Below are 15,169 nucleotides of genomic sequence, written 5' to 3'. Positions count from 1 at the left end.
GCAAAAACAAGAAGGGCTCCCATGACCCAAGCTGACAAACGACCGCTGCGCAGCCAGCAGTGGTTCGACGACCCCAGCCACGCCGACATGACCGCCATCTACGTCGAGCGCTACATGAACTACGGGCTCACCCGGGGCGAGCTGCAGTCCGGCCGCCCGATCATCGGCATTGCTCAGACTGGCAGCGACCTGGCACCCTGCAACCGGCACCATCTGGAGCTGGCCCAGCGAGTCAAGGCGGGCATACGCGATGCGGGTGGCATACCCATGGAGTTTCCCGTGCATCCGCTGGCCGAGCAGACCCGCCGCCCGACGGCAGGCCTGGATCGCAACCTCGCCTATCTGGGCCTGGTGGAGATTCTTCACGGCTATCCGCTCGACGGTGTCGTGCTCACCACCGGCTGCGACAAGACCACCCCGGCGTGCCTGATGGCGGCCGCCACCACCGACTTGCCGGCAATCGTCCTGTCCGGCGGGCCCATGCTCGACGGCCACCACAAAGGCGAGCTGATTGGTTCGGGTACCGTGCTGTGGCATGCGCGCAAACTGTTGTCCTCCGGCGAGATCGATTACGAAGGCTTCATGGAAATGACCACGGCGGCGTCGCCCTCCATCGGTCATTGCAACACCATGGGCACCGCACTCTCGATGAATGCACTGGCCGAGGCGCTGGGCATGTCGTTGCCGGGTTGCGCGAGCATTCCCGCGGCTTATCGCGAGCGCGGCCAGATGGCTTACCTCACCGGCAAGCGGATCGTTGACCTGGTGTTCGGGGACGTTCGCCCGTCGCAGATTCTGACCCGGGAGGCGTTCGAGAACGCCATCGCCGTGGCCTCGGCCCTTGGCGCGTCGAGCAATTGCCCGCCGCACTTGATTGCCATCGCTCGCCACGCCGGCGTTGAGCTGTCGCTCGAGGACTGGCAGCGTGTCGGTGAAGAGGTGCCGTTGCTGGTCAACTGCATGCCGGCTGGCAAGTATCTGGGTGAAGGGTTTCACCGTGCCGGTGGCGTGCCGGCGGTGATGCACGAACTGCTCAAGGCGGGGCGCTTGCACCCCGGCTGCGCGACTGTGTCTGGCAAAAGCATTGGCGAGATTGTCGCCGCGACCCAGGCCCACGACAGCGATGTGATTCGCCCCTACGCGGAGCCGCTCAAGCACCGCGCCGGCTTCATCGTGCTTAGCGGCAATTTCTTCGACAGCGCCATCATGAAGATGTCGGTGGTGGGCGAAGCCTTCCGCAGAACCTATCTGGCCACCCCAGGTGACGAAAACCGTTTCGAGGCGAGGGCGATTGTGTTCGACGGGCCGGAGGACTATCACGCACGGATCAACGACCCAGCACTGGAGATCGACGAGCACTGCATTCTGGTCATCCGTGGCTGCGGCACCGTCGGTTATCCGGGCAGCGCCGAGGTGGTCAACATGGCGCCGCCGTCCGATCTGATCCGCCGCGGCATCGATTCGCTGCCGTGCCTGGGCGATGGTCGCCAGAGCGGTACCTCGGCCAGCCCCTCGATTCTCAACATGTCCCCAGAGGCCGCAGTGGGCGGTGGGCTGGCGCTGCTTCGCACCGGCGACCGGCTACGGGTGGATCTCAACAACCGTAGCGTCGATTTACTGGTCGACGAAGTAGAGCTGGAGCGACGGCGCCAGGATGCCGTCCCGCCGATTCCAGAATCGCAAACTCCCTGGCAGGAGCTGTATCGGCAACTGGTCGGCCAGCTCTCGACAGGTGGTTGTTTGGAGCCTGCCACACTCTATTTGCGCGTGATCGCCAACCGCGGGGAGCCGCGCCACTCGCATTGATCGAATACCGAGTCCGGCTGCAGGCCAGCCGGGCAGGGCGTGCTAGTCGGCCGCGGTCCGCGCGCGCGGCAGAACGATGCGGCCGGCGTTCATCAGGTCCATGGGATCGAACAGGGCCTTCAGGCCGTTGAGCAGCTGCACGTCCTCCGGTGCCATTCGAGACAGATAGGCCTGTTGCTTGATCCGCCCGATACCGTGCTCGGCACTGATGCTGCCATTGAAGCGATCCAGGACGGCGAATATCACGTCCTCGATGTGCAGCAGCAGGGCGCTGACCGCTTCGTTGTCCAGACCGAGGGGCGGCAGGATGTTGAAGTGCAGGTTACCGTCGCCGATGTGCCCGTAGACCAGGGTCGTCGCTTGCGGCGAGATCTCGGCGACCGCCTGACTCGCTTGCTCGACGAACGCCGCGATGGACGAGATGGGCACCGAGACGTCCGTTCGCAGGTGCTCGCCGCGCAAACGCTGGCCTTCGACCATGCCCTCACGGATCAGCCATAGCCTGCGCGCCTGTTCACCACTGCTGGCAAGCGCGCCATCGTGCACCAAACCGTCGCTCATGGCTCGTTCGAGGAAACCGTCGAACAAGCCTCGTAAGTCCAGCGGCCCGGAGACGCTCAGCTCCAGCAGCACATAGAAGGGGTGGGGCTCGGACAGCGGATCGGACAACAGTGGAATCGCTTCGAACGCCAGCTCCATGCCGATCCGAGGGACCAGCTCGAAGGCCGACAGCAGCTCGCAGCACTCTCGTCGCGCACGGGTGTACAGCAGCACCGCATCGGCCGCCGACGCGACGGCCAGCCAGGCCGTGAGCGTGCGCTGTGGGCGCGGCGAGAGCTTGAGTACGGCTCCGGTGACAATGCCTAGCGTGCCTTCGCTGCCGATGAACAACTGCTGCAGGTTGTAGCCGCGGTTGTCCTTGCGCAGAGCGTTCATGCTTTCCCAGACTCGGCCGTCAGGCAGCACCACCTCCAGCCCCAGTACCAGCTCACGCATCATGCCGTAGCGCAGCACATTCACCCCGCCGGCGTTGGTGGCGATGTTGCCGCCGATCTGGCAACTGCCTTGAGCACCCAGTGCCAGCGGAAAGTAACAATCCGCCACCTCGGCCGCCTGCTTGACCTGTTCGAGCACGCAACCCGCATCGACGGTCATGGTGAAACCGATGGGGTCGAGCTGGCGGACGCGGTTCAGTCGTTCGAGGCTGATTACCAGCTCCGGTCGAGTGCGATCGGGCAAGGCGCCGCCGACCAGGCCGGTATGCCCACCTTGCGGCGACATGGGAATGCCGTGCTGTGCGCAGAACCGGACGACGGCAGCCACCTGCGCTGTATCGGCCGGCCGGACCACTCCCAGCGGTGTGCCCAGGTGGCTGCCACTCCAATCGCTGACGTAGCGTTGAAAATCCTGCGCGTCACGCATTACACCGGCTTCGCCGAGGATCGAAACCAGCCCTTCGAGCATCTGCTGGCGGGAAATCTTCATGCGTAATTCCTTCGTTGGGAGCAAGCCCCGCGCTAGCGATACCAGAGCACCAGGCCGGGAAAGGCGAGGAACAGCACCAGCAGCGCCAGCAGCGTGAAGTAGAACGGTAGCAACCGATGCACCAGCTGCTCCATGCCGACCTTGCCGACCCCGCAGCCCACGTAGAGCACCGTGCCGACGGGTGGCGTGATCAGGCCGATGCCAAGCACGAAGGACATCAGCACGCCGAAGTACACCGGGTCGACGCCGAGCTTCACCACGATGGGCGTCATCAGCGGCGCGAGAATCACCATTGCCGGCGTCAGGTCCATGAAGAAGCCGACCAGCAGCAAGAACAGCGTGAGGATGCCGAGGATGACGAACTTGCTTTGCGAGAGCGCGCCGAGGGCCTCGACCAGCTGCTGCGGAATCATGTTGGCGGTCAGCAGCCAGGCCAGCACGTTGGCGAATGCCAGCAGCAACATGACGATCCCGGTGAGTTTGCCGGTGGCGATACACAGCTGGAAGAAGCGTTTCACCGTCAGGCTGCGGTAGACGAACATCGAGATGACGAGCGCATAGACCAGCGCGAAGGCAGCGCTCTCGGTAGGGGTGAAGACTCCGGTGAGAATGCCGCCGACGATGATCACCGGCAGCAGCATCGCCAACAGCGCACCGCGCAGCGCCTTGCCTAGCTCGCCGACGCTGAAGGGCTGCGCCTTGCCGATCTTTTTTGACTGGAAGTAGGTGGTGATGGCCAGACCCAGGGTGATCAGGACTCCGGGCACGATCCCGGCGAGAAACAGCTGCGAGATCGAGGTGTTGGTCACCACGCCATAGAGAATCATCGGGATCGACGGCGGGATGATGATGCCGACGACCGAGGAGGCCACGATGATCGCCGCGGCCAAAGGTGCCGGGTAGTGATGACGCTTCATGGGTTCGATCATCATGCTGCCGACCGCCGAAGCATCGGCGACCGCCGAGCCGCTGATGCCGCCGAAGAACATCGAGGTGAGCACAGCGATCTGCCCCAGACCGCCGGAGACGAAGCCGACCATGGCGCTGGCCAGGCGCACCAGGCGCTTGGCGATGCCACCTTCGCTCATCACCTCGCCAACCAGGATGAACAGCGGGATTGCCAGCAAGGGAAATGAATCCAGGCCGTTGATCGCCTCGGACACGATGGGCGTCATCGCGTAGTCGGCGTAAAAGAAGATGAACAGGCTTATCGCCGCCAGGGCGAACGAGATCGGCACGCCCACCACGATGGCCACCAGCAGGCCGATCAGAATGCTCCAGAGGATCATGTCGAGCTCCGGCTGAATATCGAGAACAGGGCGATGGTGTTGGCGATCAACGTCAGCACCGCCATGACCGGCATGGCGCTGTAAATGAAGGTCTTGGAGATTTGCAGCAGGGGCGTGACGCTGACGAAGCCGGACAGGATGTCCTTGAAGCCGATCAGGATGCAGATGCAGACCGCATAGATGACGGCCACGGTGATCAGGCTGAACGCCTTCTGCAGCGGGGCGGCAACAAGGTTTTTGAAGTAGGTCACCGAGACGTGCTCGTCGTTCAGGCTGGCGAGCCCGGCGCCGAGCAGGACCACCCAGATGAACATGATTCGGGAAAACTCCTCGGCCCAGACGAAGGAGTAATTGAGGACGAAACGACCAAAGACATTGGCGGCGACACAGAACACCACGCCCAATACCAGCAGGCCGATGGTGATTTCCAGCGCTGAACGCAGAACGCCCAGCATGGCCTGGAGAGCAGATGAGTGACGGGTCATGGGAACCATACCTGAAGGCTTACGGGAGGCGGGCAGGCACTGGATGCCTGCCCGTGACGGGGCGAGGCGTCAATTCTTGCTCAGGATCGCATCCACCAGGTCTTCACCGATCTGTGACTTCCACTTCTCGTAGACGGGCTCGAGGTGCTCCTGGAAGACGGCTACCTGCTCGGGGGTAAGCTCGGTGACGTTCATGTTCGAGGCTTTCATTTCCGCCTTCAGCTGGTCATTCATGGTGCGGCTGACATGGCGTTCATAGATGCCCATCTCCTTGCTCGCATCCACCAGCAGTGCCTGGTATTCAGCCGGCAGGCGATTCCAGAATCGCTCGGAAACCAAGGTCATGAACGGCGTGTAGACGTGGTTGGTTTCGGTTGCGTAGGGCTGCACTTCGTTGAAACGCGACGATGAGATGGTGATCCAGGGATTTTCCTGGCCATCGACCACACCCTGTTCCAGTGCGGTGAACAGCTCGGCGAAGGACATCGGCGTCGGGTTCGCACCGAGGGTGCGCCAGATGTCGATATGAATCGGATTCTGCATGGTGCGGACTTTCAACCCGGCCAGGTCGTCAGGCGTCTGCACGGCCGTTTTGCTGTTGGTCAGCTGACGGTAGCCGTTCTCGGCCCAGCCGATGGCGACGAATCCTTGCCCGGACGCATCCTTGAGCATTCTCTGGCCGATCTCACCATCGAGCACGCGGTCGGCGTCTGCCGGGGTGGGAAACAGAAACGGGAGATCGAACACCGCGAGTTGCGGCAGCATGCCAACGAGTGGAGAGGTCGACGGTGCCGTCATTTCCAGTGTGCCGGCCTGTAGCGAACTGACCGCCTGTAGGTCATCGCCCAGCTGCGCGCTGTGGAACAGCTTGACGTTGACGCGCCCTTCGCTGCGTTGCTCGACGATCTTCTTGAAGTACTCCAGCCCCCGGTATTGAGCGCCGGACTGGGTAGTACCGATGCTGAACTTGATGTTGAAGGTGCCTTTGTCCGGGACGGTATCGCCCTTCACCTCGGGAAGCGGTGGAAATTCCGGCGCGGCGGCCGCCTGCAAACACGCAAGGCCAATGCCCAGCGCGCCGAGTATGGAAATCACCTGTTTTCTTGTCTTTGTTTTCATCGTGGCATTCCGTTTTGGGGTGAAGGTCTGCGGGACGGGTGGTTCAGGGTCGCCTGCTTTGAAGGCCTCTGCGATGGGTAACCTCCTGGCTCATCGGTCGCTTGGGCTCGCATCCAGCTGCCAGGCTGCACCCGTGGGGAACAGATGCTCGGCGAGCGACGCGGCATGCATGGTGATGCTGCTACCCGCTGCGGTCGGCACCCGGTAGTGACCGCGTTCCACACGCACCGGATCGACGAAGTGTTCGTGCAGGTGGTCGACATACTCGAGCACGCGCCCCTCGAGCGAGCCGGACACTGCGATGTAATCGAACATCGATAGATGCTGGATGTATTCGCACAGGCCCACGCCGCCGCCGTGCGGGCAGACCGGCACGCCAAAACGGGCCGCCAGCAGGAGGACCAGGATGGCTTCGTTGAATCCACCCAGACGGGCGACATCCACCTGGCAGTAATCGATCGCACCCGCTTGCAGCAGCTGCTTGAACATCACGCGGTTCTGGCAATGCTCACCCGTGGCGACGCCGATGCCATCGAGGCGCCGACGGATTTCGGCGTGGCCGAGGATGTCGTCGGGGCTGGTCGGCTCCTCGATCCACATCGGGTTGAACTGCGCCAGCTGGCGCATGTTGTGGATCGCCTCGTCGACGTCCCAGACCTGGTTGGCATCCATCATCAAGGTGCCGGCTTCGCCGATTTCTTCACGCAGGATGCATGCACGCCGAATGTCTTCCTGCAGGTCGCCGCCGACCTTCTGTTTGAAATGCGTCCAGCCCTCGGCCAGCCCTTCACGGGCCAGCCGGCGAATCTTCTCTTCGGAGTAACCGAGCCAGCCGGCCGAGGTGGTGTAGGCGGGGTAGCCGCGCTCGATCAACGCCTGTTCGCGTGACGCCTTGCCACTGGCTTGGCGCTGCAGCATGGCGAGTGCTTCTTCCGGCGTCAGCACATCGCTGACGAAGCGGAAATCGAGACAGCGCACCAGCTCGTCGGGCGACATATCGGCCAGCAACTTCCATAACGGCTTGCCTTCGATCTTGGCCCAGAGATCCCAGACCGCATTGACGATGGCAGCGGTGGCGAGATGGATCACACCCTTCTCGGGCCCCAACCAACGCAACTGGCTGTCGCCGGAGATGATCTGGCGCCAGAACCGGCCCATGTTCTCGGTGATCGAGGCGAGGCTGCGCCCCTCGACCATACCTGACAGCGACCGGGCTGCGGCAACACAGATGTCGTTGCCCCGGCCGATGGTGAAGGTCAGACCTTGGCCGGTGAGGCCGCTGGGCGCATCGGTGTACAGGGTGACGTAGGTCGCGGAATAGTCGGGTGCGGCATTCATGGCGTCCGAGCCGTCCAGGGAGCGGGACGTCGGGAACCGGACATCCTGAACTTCGACCCGAGTGATCGTCGGCATTGCGGGTTTCCTTCCGGTGCGTCTTGTTCTTGTTGTTGCTGTCGCGACTGATGAGACGCGGCGCACGATGGTGCTCAGCGGCGGGATGTCCCCTCGCCAGCACTGAGGAAGGTATAGACGGCTTCGACCGCGGGACTAATGAGGCTTCTTCATTGAACGATAACGGGGAGTTATTCGACGTCTGAGATCTGGTTTGGTCGTCAACCACAGCCGCGTCGTTATGGCACGACGCGTAACACTCAAAGCTCGCTGCGCCCTCGCAACAGAATCTCCATCAATTCCTGCGCATTGCTCGAGGGCGTCTGATGCTTGCGGGTGAGGATGCCGTACCGCAGCGATTGGGTGGCCAGGCTGGTGGACAGTTCGCACAGCAAGCCCTGCTCGACTTGCTGCCGGGCGATGGCTTCGGGCAGTAGTGCCAATGTTTCGCTGTTGCGCAGCAGGTAGAGGGTGGTCTGCACCGAGGTGGTTTCCACGACGTTACTCGGCGGCGCGACGTCGAGCTGGCTCAGCAGTTGCTCGAGCATCTGTCGCATCGGCGTGTCGAAGGGGTAGAGCACCCAAGGCCAGCGCGTTAGTTCGGCTGGATGAATGTCGCGCTGTGCGCTCAATGGATGATCGCGTTTGCAGACCAACCAGAACGGCTCTTCGGCCAGCGGCTGGAAGTCGAAGCGCTGCTGCTGGCGGGTGTTGGTAAAACGGGCTACCACCAGATCGAGCTGCTTGTTTTCGAGCATGTCCAGCAGGTGATCGCTGGTCTGCTCAACCAGCTCGATCATCAACAGCGGTCGCCGTCGCTTGAGTTCGACCAGCGCCACCGGGATGGTGGCGGCGGTGGCGGCGATGATCGCGCCGATCTTGATGTTGCCGTGGCCGCCCTTGCGCAAGGTATCGAGCTGATGGGCGAAGCGCTGGGTGTCGTTGAGGGTACTCTCAGCATGCTGAATGACCACCTGCCCGAGCTCGCTGGGTACCAGCTTGCGTGACAGACGTACGAACAGCGCGAAGCCGAACAGCTCTTCGATATCGCGCAGCATCTTGCTGACGGCCGGCTGGCTGAGGCCCATCTGCTCAGCTGCGGTGTGCATGTTCGCTGTACGCGCCAGGGTGGATATCAGCACCAGATGGCGGTATTTGAGCCAGTTTTTCAACGCGGGCAAATTGCCCTGTTCAACGCTCATGATCGGTCTGTTCGACGGCGGAGTGATAACGAAGTCATATCGAACCCTGAAAATTTGTCATTAGAAGCCAGGCGGTTTGGCTGCCTAAAGTGATGATCGCCGCGCCCGCAGTCCGGGTAGCACCCTCTGGATAGTACTGCAGGCTGCAACGCCATGGGCTCGTTGTCCTGCTAAAGGCGCGGCGTTCCTTATCTTTGCCAAGGTAACCGACCTATGCCGCGCCGGATTCAGCTCACTTTCGAAAACACCCTGCCCGTCGATGGCCTGCAGGGCACCCTGGTCGGACGCGTCTGGTTGCCCGGCGAGGTGGCCGGCCCGACCCCTGTGCTGTTGCGCGAGGGCGGCGTCTATGACCTGTCCCGCGTGTCAGCCACCCTGAGCGGTCTGTTCGAGGAGCCCGAACTGTTGCAGCGTTTACAACAACTGGACGTGCCGCGGATCACCAGCATCGAGGCGCTACTGGCCAACAGCGGTGAAGATCGCGACCCGGCCCGGCCTTACCTGTTGGCGCCGGCGGATTTGCAAGTGATCAAGGCCGCTGGTGTGACATTCGCCGCCAGCATGATCGAACGTGTGATCGAAGAACAGGCGGCGGGCGATCCGGCCAAGGCCGAAGCGGTGCGCGGCCAGGTTCACCAGGTTCTGGGGACGGACCTGTCGCGCATCCAGCCGGGCTCCGAGGCGGCGATGGGCCTCAAGAGCTTGCTGATCGAGCAGGGCCTGTGGTCGCAATATCTGGAGGTCGGTATCGGTCCGGATGCGGAAATATTCACCAAAGCGCCGTTGCTAGCGGCGGTTGGCACCGGGGCTGAAATAGGCATTCATCCGGGCTCGGCATGGAACAACCCCGAGCCAGAGGTTGTGCTGGCGGTTAACAGTCGTGGTGCGGCGGTGGGTGCAACCCTGGGCAATGACGTCAACTTGCGCGACTTCGAGGGTCGCAGTGCGTTGTTGCTGAGCAAGGCGAAAGACAACAACGCTTCCTGTGCCATCGGGCCCTTCATTCGATTGTTTGACGACAGCTTCGCCATCGACGATGTGCGCCGCAGCGTGGTGGAGCTGCGGGTCGAGGGGGAGGACGGCTACGTACTTAACGGCAGCAGTTCGATGGACCAGATCAGTCGAGACCCGCTGAATCTGGTGGGGCAGGCGATCAACCGCAACCACCAGTATCCCGATGGTTTCCTGCTCTTTCTCGGCACCTTGTTCGCGCCCACCGAGGACCGCGATACGGCGGGTTCGGGCTTCACCCACAAGCTGGGCGACAAGGTCAGCATACGCAGCGATCAACTGGGGGCGCTGCACAACCGGGTCAACCACAGCGATGCGGTGGCGCCTTGGGAGTTCGGGGTGTTGGCGCTGCTGAAGAACCTCGGGGCACGCGGCCTGCTTTAGCCCACGCAAGGCTCGGCCGCTGCCGAGCCGCTTTCGTCCTGCAGCTCTTCGAGCAATAGCCGCGCCGCTGGCGACAGGCTGCTCCCGTGCCGGGCGATGACACCATAGGGTTCGCTGCGCGAGTGCAGTGTCAGCGGAAGCTGGCGGATCATGGCGAAGCGTTCGCCGAAACGGGCCACCGACAGCGGCATGACGGCGACCAGCTCCGGATCCTCCTGCAGCAGGCTGAGGGTGGTGAAGGTGGAGGCGGTTTCGACCGGGTACCGCGGGAACTCAAGGCTGGCTTCGCTGAATTCGCGCTCGAGCAACTGGCGCATCGGCATGTTCGCCGGGTAGATGACCCAGCGATAGCCGCTCAGATCGGCCAGGGTCAGCGGCGCCGCGGCGTCGGCGAGCGGATGGTCAGGATGGGCGACCACGGCCAGCTGCTCCTCATGCAGGGTCAGGCAGTCATAAGCGTCCGGACGCCGGCTGACACTGCTCCGGCAGATCGCCAGGTCCAGCCGGCCTTCGTCGAGCAGGCCGAGCAGGCGCGCACTGGTGTCCTCGACGATCTCCACTGACAGCTCCGGCTGCTTGCGCCGCAACCGGCCCAGCACGCGCATCAACAGCGGCACGGCGCCCATTATCACGCCTATCGAGAGACGCCCACCATGTCCTTGCAGAATGCCGACCATTTCTTCGCGCAGGTGCGCCAGGTCGCTGTGGATCAGCCGTGCATAGCGGATCACGCAACGACCCAGATCGTTGGGTTGCAGCCCTTGGCTGCTACGGGTGAACAGTTCGGCGGCGAAGGTCGTTTCAATCTCGTGCAGCGCCTTCGTGGCGCCGGGCTGGCTGATCGAGACCTGTTCGGCGGCACGGTGCAGCGAGCCCTGTTCATCCAGTGCGATGAGAAGGCGCAGCTGCTTGAGGCGCAAGCGAGAAACGATGGAGGGCAGGGCGGCGATCATGGGGATGACTGGAAGTTATCACTCAATCAGAAGCTTTCATTAGGCACCACCTACGGTGCTTTTTAAAGTGGCCGCAGCAGATGCCTGCGATTGCAGGCCCTTCAATAAGAAGAGGAAGCCTCATGCGGTTGATTCAATTCGAGAACGAACAGGGCCAGCGTCAGGTAGGCGTGGTGATTGGCGAACGCATCGACATGTTGCGCGGCGTGAGCAGTACCCGCGAGCTGGCACTGGCGGCGATTCGCAACGGTAACAGCCTGGCGGCTCAGATCGACGTGCAGGGCTGCGATGCCGGACCGTCGTATAGGCAACTGCTGGATGCCGGGCGAGTGCTGCCGCCGCTGGACCATGAAGACCCTGCGCATTGCCTGGTCAGCGGTACCGGCCTGACTCACTTGGGTAGCGCTTCGACCCGAGACAAGATGCACCAGCAGGTCGAGCAGACCGCGGAAAAACTGACCGATACCATGCAGATGTTCCGTTGGGGCATGCAGGGCGGAAAGCCGCAGCCGGGAACCGTCGGCGCGCAGCCCGAGTGGTTCTACAAGGGCGATGGCAGCATCCTGGTGCGTCCCGGTGCAGATTTTCCTGCGCCCGATTTCGCCGAGGACTTCGGCGAAGAGCCTGAGCTGACTGGCCTTTATGTCATTGGCGACGACGGCCAGCCATACCGGCTCGGTTTCGCGCTGGGCAATGAATTCTCCGATCATGTGACCGAACGCAAGAACTACCTGTATCTGGCTCACTCCAAACTCAGGTTCTGTTCCTTCGGACCGGAGCTGCGGATCGGTGAGCTGCCCGCGAACCTGGCTGGTATCAGTCGCATCCGCCGCAACGGCGAGGTGCTCTGGGAGAAGGAGTTTCTCTCCGGCGAGGACAACATGTGCCACAGCCTAGAGAATCTCGAATACCATCACTTCAAGTACGCTCAGTTCCTGCGACCCGGTGATGTACATGTGCATTTCTTCGGAACGGCTACCCTGTCGTTCGCGGATGGGATCAAGGCGCAGCCGGGTGACCAGTTCGAGGTCAGCCTCGATGCCTTCGGTGAGCCGCTGCGCAACGGTATTTCCATCCGCAAGCCCGGCATCGGCGCGGGCGGGGTGAAGGCGCTCTGATCGAATCTGCGCAGTTGTAATCGTCATACCAGGCGAGTCGCCGACCCAGCTTTGGAGGTCGGCGGCATTCGCCCACGGGCCGTCGGCCATGCTCCGCACGCCATGCGGAGCCCCCTGAACCAACAGGTAGAGGAGATATTCCATGTCCGCCATTCTCGGCCACAATTACATCGCCGGTGCGCGTAGCGCCGCTGGCACCCAAAAGCTGCAGAGCCATGACGCCACCAGCGGCGCGGCGCTGCCGTTCGAATTCATTCAGGCGACGGAAGACGAAGTGAACGCGGCGGCAGAGGCCGCTGCCGTCGCCTACCCAACCTACCGTGCCCTTCCAGCCGAACGGCGCGCCGAGTTTCTCGATGCCATCGCAGATGAGCTCGACGCACTGGGCGACGACTTCGTCGCTCTGGTCTGCCAGGAAACCGCACTACCGGCCGGGCGCATCCAGGGTGAGCGCGGACGTACCAGCGGTCAGATGCGGCTGTTCGCCAAAGTGCTGCGCCGCGGCGATTTCTACGGCGCGCGTATCGATCGCGCCTTGCCGGAGCGCAAGCCGCTGCCGCGGCCCGATCTGCGCCAATGCCGGATGGGCCTGGGCCCGGTCGCGGTGTTCGGTGCCAGTAACTTTCCGCTGGCATTCTCCACGGCCGGCGGCGATACCGCCTCGGCGCTGGCCGCCGGCTGCCCAGTGGTGTTCAAAGCGCACAGCGGGCATATGGCAACGGCCGAGCAGGTCGCCGATGCGATCCTGCGTGCCGCTGAGAAAACCGGCATGCCCAAGGGCGTGTTCAACATGATCTACGGCGGCGGTGTCGGCGAGTGGCTGGTCAAGCATCCGGCGATCCAGGCGGTCGGCTTCACCGGCTCGCTACGCGGTGGACGTGCGCTATGCGATATGGCGGCGGCGCGCCCGCAGCCCATTCCGGTCTTCGCCGAGATGTCCAGCATCAATCCGGTATTGGTACTGCCCGAAGCACTTAAAGCGCGCGGTGACGCCATCGCCAATGAGCTGACGGCCTCTGTGGTGCTGGGCTGTGGCCAGTTCTGCACCAATCCGGGCATGGTCATCGGTATTCGTTCGCCAGAGTTTTCAGACTTCCTCGAGCGACTCACAGGTTTCATGTCCGAGCAGCCGGCGCAAACCATGCTCAACGCCGGAACACTGACGAGCTATGCCAAAGGCCTGGAGCATCTGCAGGCGCATCCGGGTATCACCCATCTGGCCGGCGCCGCGCAGGACGGCAATCAGGCGCGACCACAGCTGTTCAAGGCCGATGCGCAATTGCTCATCGACGGTGACGAGTTATTGCAGGAGGAGGTCTTCGGGCCCACCACGATCGTTGTCGAGGTCGCCGACAAAGCGGAATTGCTGCGCGCGCTGCATGGCTTGCGTGGGCAGCTCACTGCTACCTTGATTGCCGATGAGGCGGACCTCAGCGCTTTCACCGATCTCACTCCGGTGCTGGAGCAGAAGGCCGGACGCTTGCTGCTCAATGGCTATCCGACCGGCGTCGAGGTGTGTGACTCCATGGTGCATGGCGGGCCGTATCCGGCAACTTCCGATTCCCGAGGCACCTCGGTGGGCACCTTGGCGATCGACCGTTTCCTACGGCCGGTGTGCTATCAGAACTTCCCCGAGGCACTGCTGCCGGAGGCGCTGAAAAACGCCAACCCGCTGGGCATCAACCGCCTCGTCGATGGTGAAATGACCCGGAGCGCGATCTAGCTCAATCCGACGGCTGATGTGATGCATCAGCCGAACGTCATCTGGGTGCCATTCAATGGCACCCTTTACCGATGGCGATCGCGCGTTGGCAGATGGACTGTCATTGCTCGTGGTTGCTGTGGCAGTGCCATCTCGGTCGGCGTTATGCCAGCGCGGTCTGCTGGGCGACGTCGCGTAGCAGTTCCAGCACGTTGCGTGCGGCTGGGGAAAGCAGCCGCTGGTCCTTGGTGATGATGCCAAACTCCATCAAGCCCTGATTCAGGTCGGTGTCGATGCTGGCGTCGACGTCGATTTCAGCGAGCATCCCATAACGTGCGTAGTGCGCCAGTACATCGCGCGGCAGCACTGTCAGCATGTCGTTCTTCTCGACCAGCGTGGTGACCATCAGCAGGTTTTCAGCGTTGACCACCTTGGTCGGCGGCCGCATGCCAACACGCTGGAACAAACCATCGAATTCCTGACGCAACACGCTGCCCGCCGGCGGCAGCACCCAGTCGGCGGCGTTCAGTTCGGCGCGCGACATCGGCCGCTGGATGAGTCCCGCGCGCGCACAGATTCGCAGGGGTTCCTTGGCCAGTGGTTCGAAGCGCAGGTCGTGCTGCTGGCTACCGGCAAAGAAGCGCGCCACCAGAAAATCCAGCTCGCCGTCGTCAAGGATCGCCATCAGATCGCGGCTCGAGCCGGTCCGGATGCTCAGTTCCAGGTTCGGGAAACGCTGCTTGGCACGACCGACCACTTCTGGCAACAGCTCAGCGCAGGGTGTGAGGATGGTGCCGATCCGAACGTGGCCTTGCTGCCCTTGGCGCAACGCGTCGACTTCGCTGTAGACGTTGTCCAGTGTGTTCTGCAAGCGCCTGGCGTGGCGAATCATGGTCTCGCCGTAAAGCGTCGGGACTACCCCGCGCGCATGTCGCTCGAACAGGGCGACGCCAAGCCCGTCTTCCAACTCCTTCAGCAGCTTCGAAATGGCCGGTTGGGAAATCCCCAGGCCTTCGGCGGCGCGATTGAGGTTCGAGGTGTCGCCTAGCGCTACCAACAAAGGGATGTGACGGTTCTTCAAGCGAGCTCGTACGAACCAGTTGCTGTTGATCGGTTTCATGTCGGATATATCCGTTTGCGTATAGGTGCGGCGAGATTTTGTATTTGTTGATGATGGCTGCGCTCTTTAGTCTTTTCAACAGCGGGACAGGCCACGCCAAGAA

12 protein-coding genes are annotated in these 15,169 nt (G+C 62.7%); 4 read left to right on the top strand and 8 right to left on the bottom strand.

Translation table 11 applies throughout. The features are described 5' to 3' along the window. Positions 1-21 precede the first annotated feature (21 nt). On the top strand, positions 22-1,806 hold the full coding sequence (locus tag ACL0K2_RS03585; protein ID WP_413043787.1) for an IlvD/Edd family dehydratase: 1,785 nt from the start codon (positions 22-24) through the stop codon (positions 1,804-1,806). A 42-nt stretch (positions 1,807-1,848) separates the two neighbouring features. Here the strand turns inward: ACL0K2_RS03585 and ACL0K2_RS03580 are convergent, their stop codons facing one another. The 6 genes from ACL0K2_RS03580 to ACL0K2_RS03555 form a co-directional block, all read right to left on the bottom strand. Beyond that, positions 1,849-3,291, bottom strand: coding sequence for an FAD-binding oxidoreductase (locus tag ACL0K2_RS03580; RefSeq protein WP_413043786.1), 1,443 nt, complete (start codon positions 3,289-3,291; stop codon positions 1,849-1,851). Positions 3,292-3,323: 32 nt separating this feature from the next. Further along, positions 3,324-4,580 (bottom strand): TRAP transporter large permease, encoded by a 1,257-nt coding sequence (locus ACL0K2_RS03575; RefSeq protein ID WP_196298664.1) that lies wholly within the window; start codon positions 4,578-4,580, stop codon positions 3,324-3,326. Continuing rightward, entirely contained in the window at positions 4,577-5,065 is a 489-nt protein-coding gene (locus ACL0K2_RS03570; protein ID WP_230623639.1) for a TRAP transporter small permease, read from the bottom strand. Before ACL0K2_RS03570 ends, ACL0K2_RS03575 begins: the two co-directional genes overlap by 4 nt. Before the next feature lie 69 nt (positions 5,066-5,134). After that, positions 5,135-6,184 carry a TRAP transporter substrate-binding protein gene (locus ACL0K2_RS03565; RefSeq protein WP_045162627.1) on the bottom strand — a complete coding sequence of 350 codons (1,050 nt, stop codon included), beginning with the start codon at positions 6,182-6,184 and terminating at the stop codon, positions 5,135-5,137. A 90-nt stretch (positions 6,185-6,274) separates the two neighbouring features. Beyond that, a complete protein-coding gene (locus ACL0K2_RS03560; protein ID WP_413043785.1) occupies positions 6,275-7,597 on the bottom strand; it encodes an L-fuconate dehydratase in 1,323 nt (440 codons plus the stop codon). Between the two features lie 239 nt (positions 7,598-7,836). Further along, a complete protein-coding gene (locus ACL0K2_RS03555) occupies positions 7,837-8,778 on the bottom strand; it encodes a LysR family transcriptional regulator (RefSeq protein WP_413043784.1) in 942 nt (313 codons plus the stop codon). 213 nt (positions 8,779-8,991) lie between these two features. Between ACL0K2_RS03555 and ACL0K2_RS03550 the strand changes: the two genes are divergently transcribed. Continuing rightward, positions 8,992-10,173: a fumarylacetoacetate hydrolase family protein gene (locus ACL0K2_RS03550; RefSeq protein ID WP_413043783.1), complete on the top strand. Its 1,182-nt coding sequence runs from the start codon at positions 8,992-8,994 to the stop codon at positions 10,171-10,173. Here the strand turns inward: ACL0K2_RS03550 and ACL0K2_RS03545 are convergent. Next, complete coding sequence (locus ACL0K2_RS03545) at positions 10,170-11,126, bottom strand: LysR family transcriptional regulator (RefSeq protein WP_045162623.1); 957 nt, start codon at positions 11,124-11,126, stop codon at positions 10,170-10,172. The genes ACL0K2_RS03550 and ACL0K2_RS03545 overlap by 4 nt on opposite strands. A gap of 122 nt (positions 11,127-11,248) precedes the next feature. On the opposite strand from ACL0K2_RS03545, the gene araD1 reads away from it, so the two are divergent. Next, complete coding sequence (gene araD1 / locus ACL0K2_RS03540) at positions 11,249-12,244, top strand: AraD1 family protein (protein ID WP_045162622.1); 996 nt, start codon at positions 11,249-11,251, stop codon at positions 12,242-12,244. 142 nt (positions 12,245-12,386) lie between these two features. Continuing rightward, a complete protein-coding gene (locus tag ACL0K2_RS03535) occupies positions 12,387-13,967 on the top strand; it encodes an aldehyde dehydrogenase (NADP(+)) (RefSeq protein WP_045162621.1) in 1,581 nt (526 codons plus the stop codon). A gap of 142 nt (positions 13,968-14,109) precedes the next feature. Here the strand turns inward: ACL0K2_RS03535 and ACL0K2_RS03530 are convergent, their stop codons facing one another. Continuing rightward, positions 14,110-15,066: a LysR substrate-binding domain-containing protein gene (locus tag ACL0K2_RS03530; protein WP_045162620.1), complete on the bottom strand. Its 957-nt coding sequence runs from the start codon at positions 15,064-15,066 to the stop codon at positions 14,110-14,112. Positions 15,067-15,169 lie beyond the last annotated feature (103 nt).

The organism is Pseudomonas sp. YJ42 (assembly GCF_047225135.1).
Classification (GTDB): domain Bacteria; phylum Pseudomonadota; class Gammaproteobacteria; order Pseudomonadales; family Pseudomonadaceae; genus Stutzerimonas; species Stutzerimonas stutzeri_E.
The sequence above is the reverse complement of the archived record's forward strand: the minus strand, read 5'-3'. Positions and strand labels throughout refer to the sequence as shown.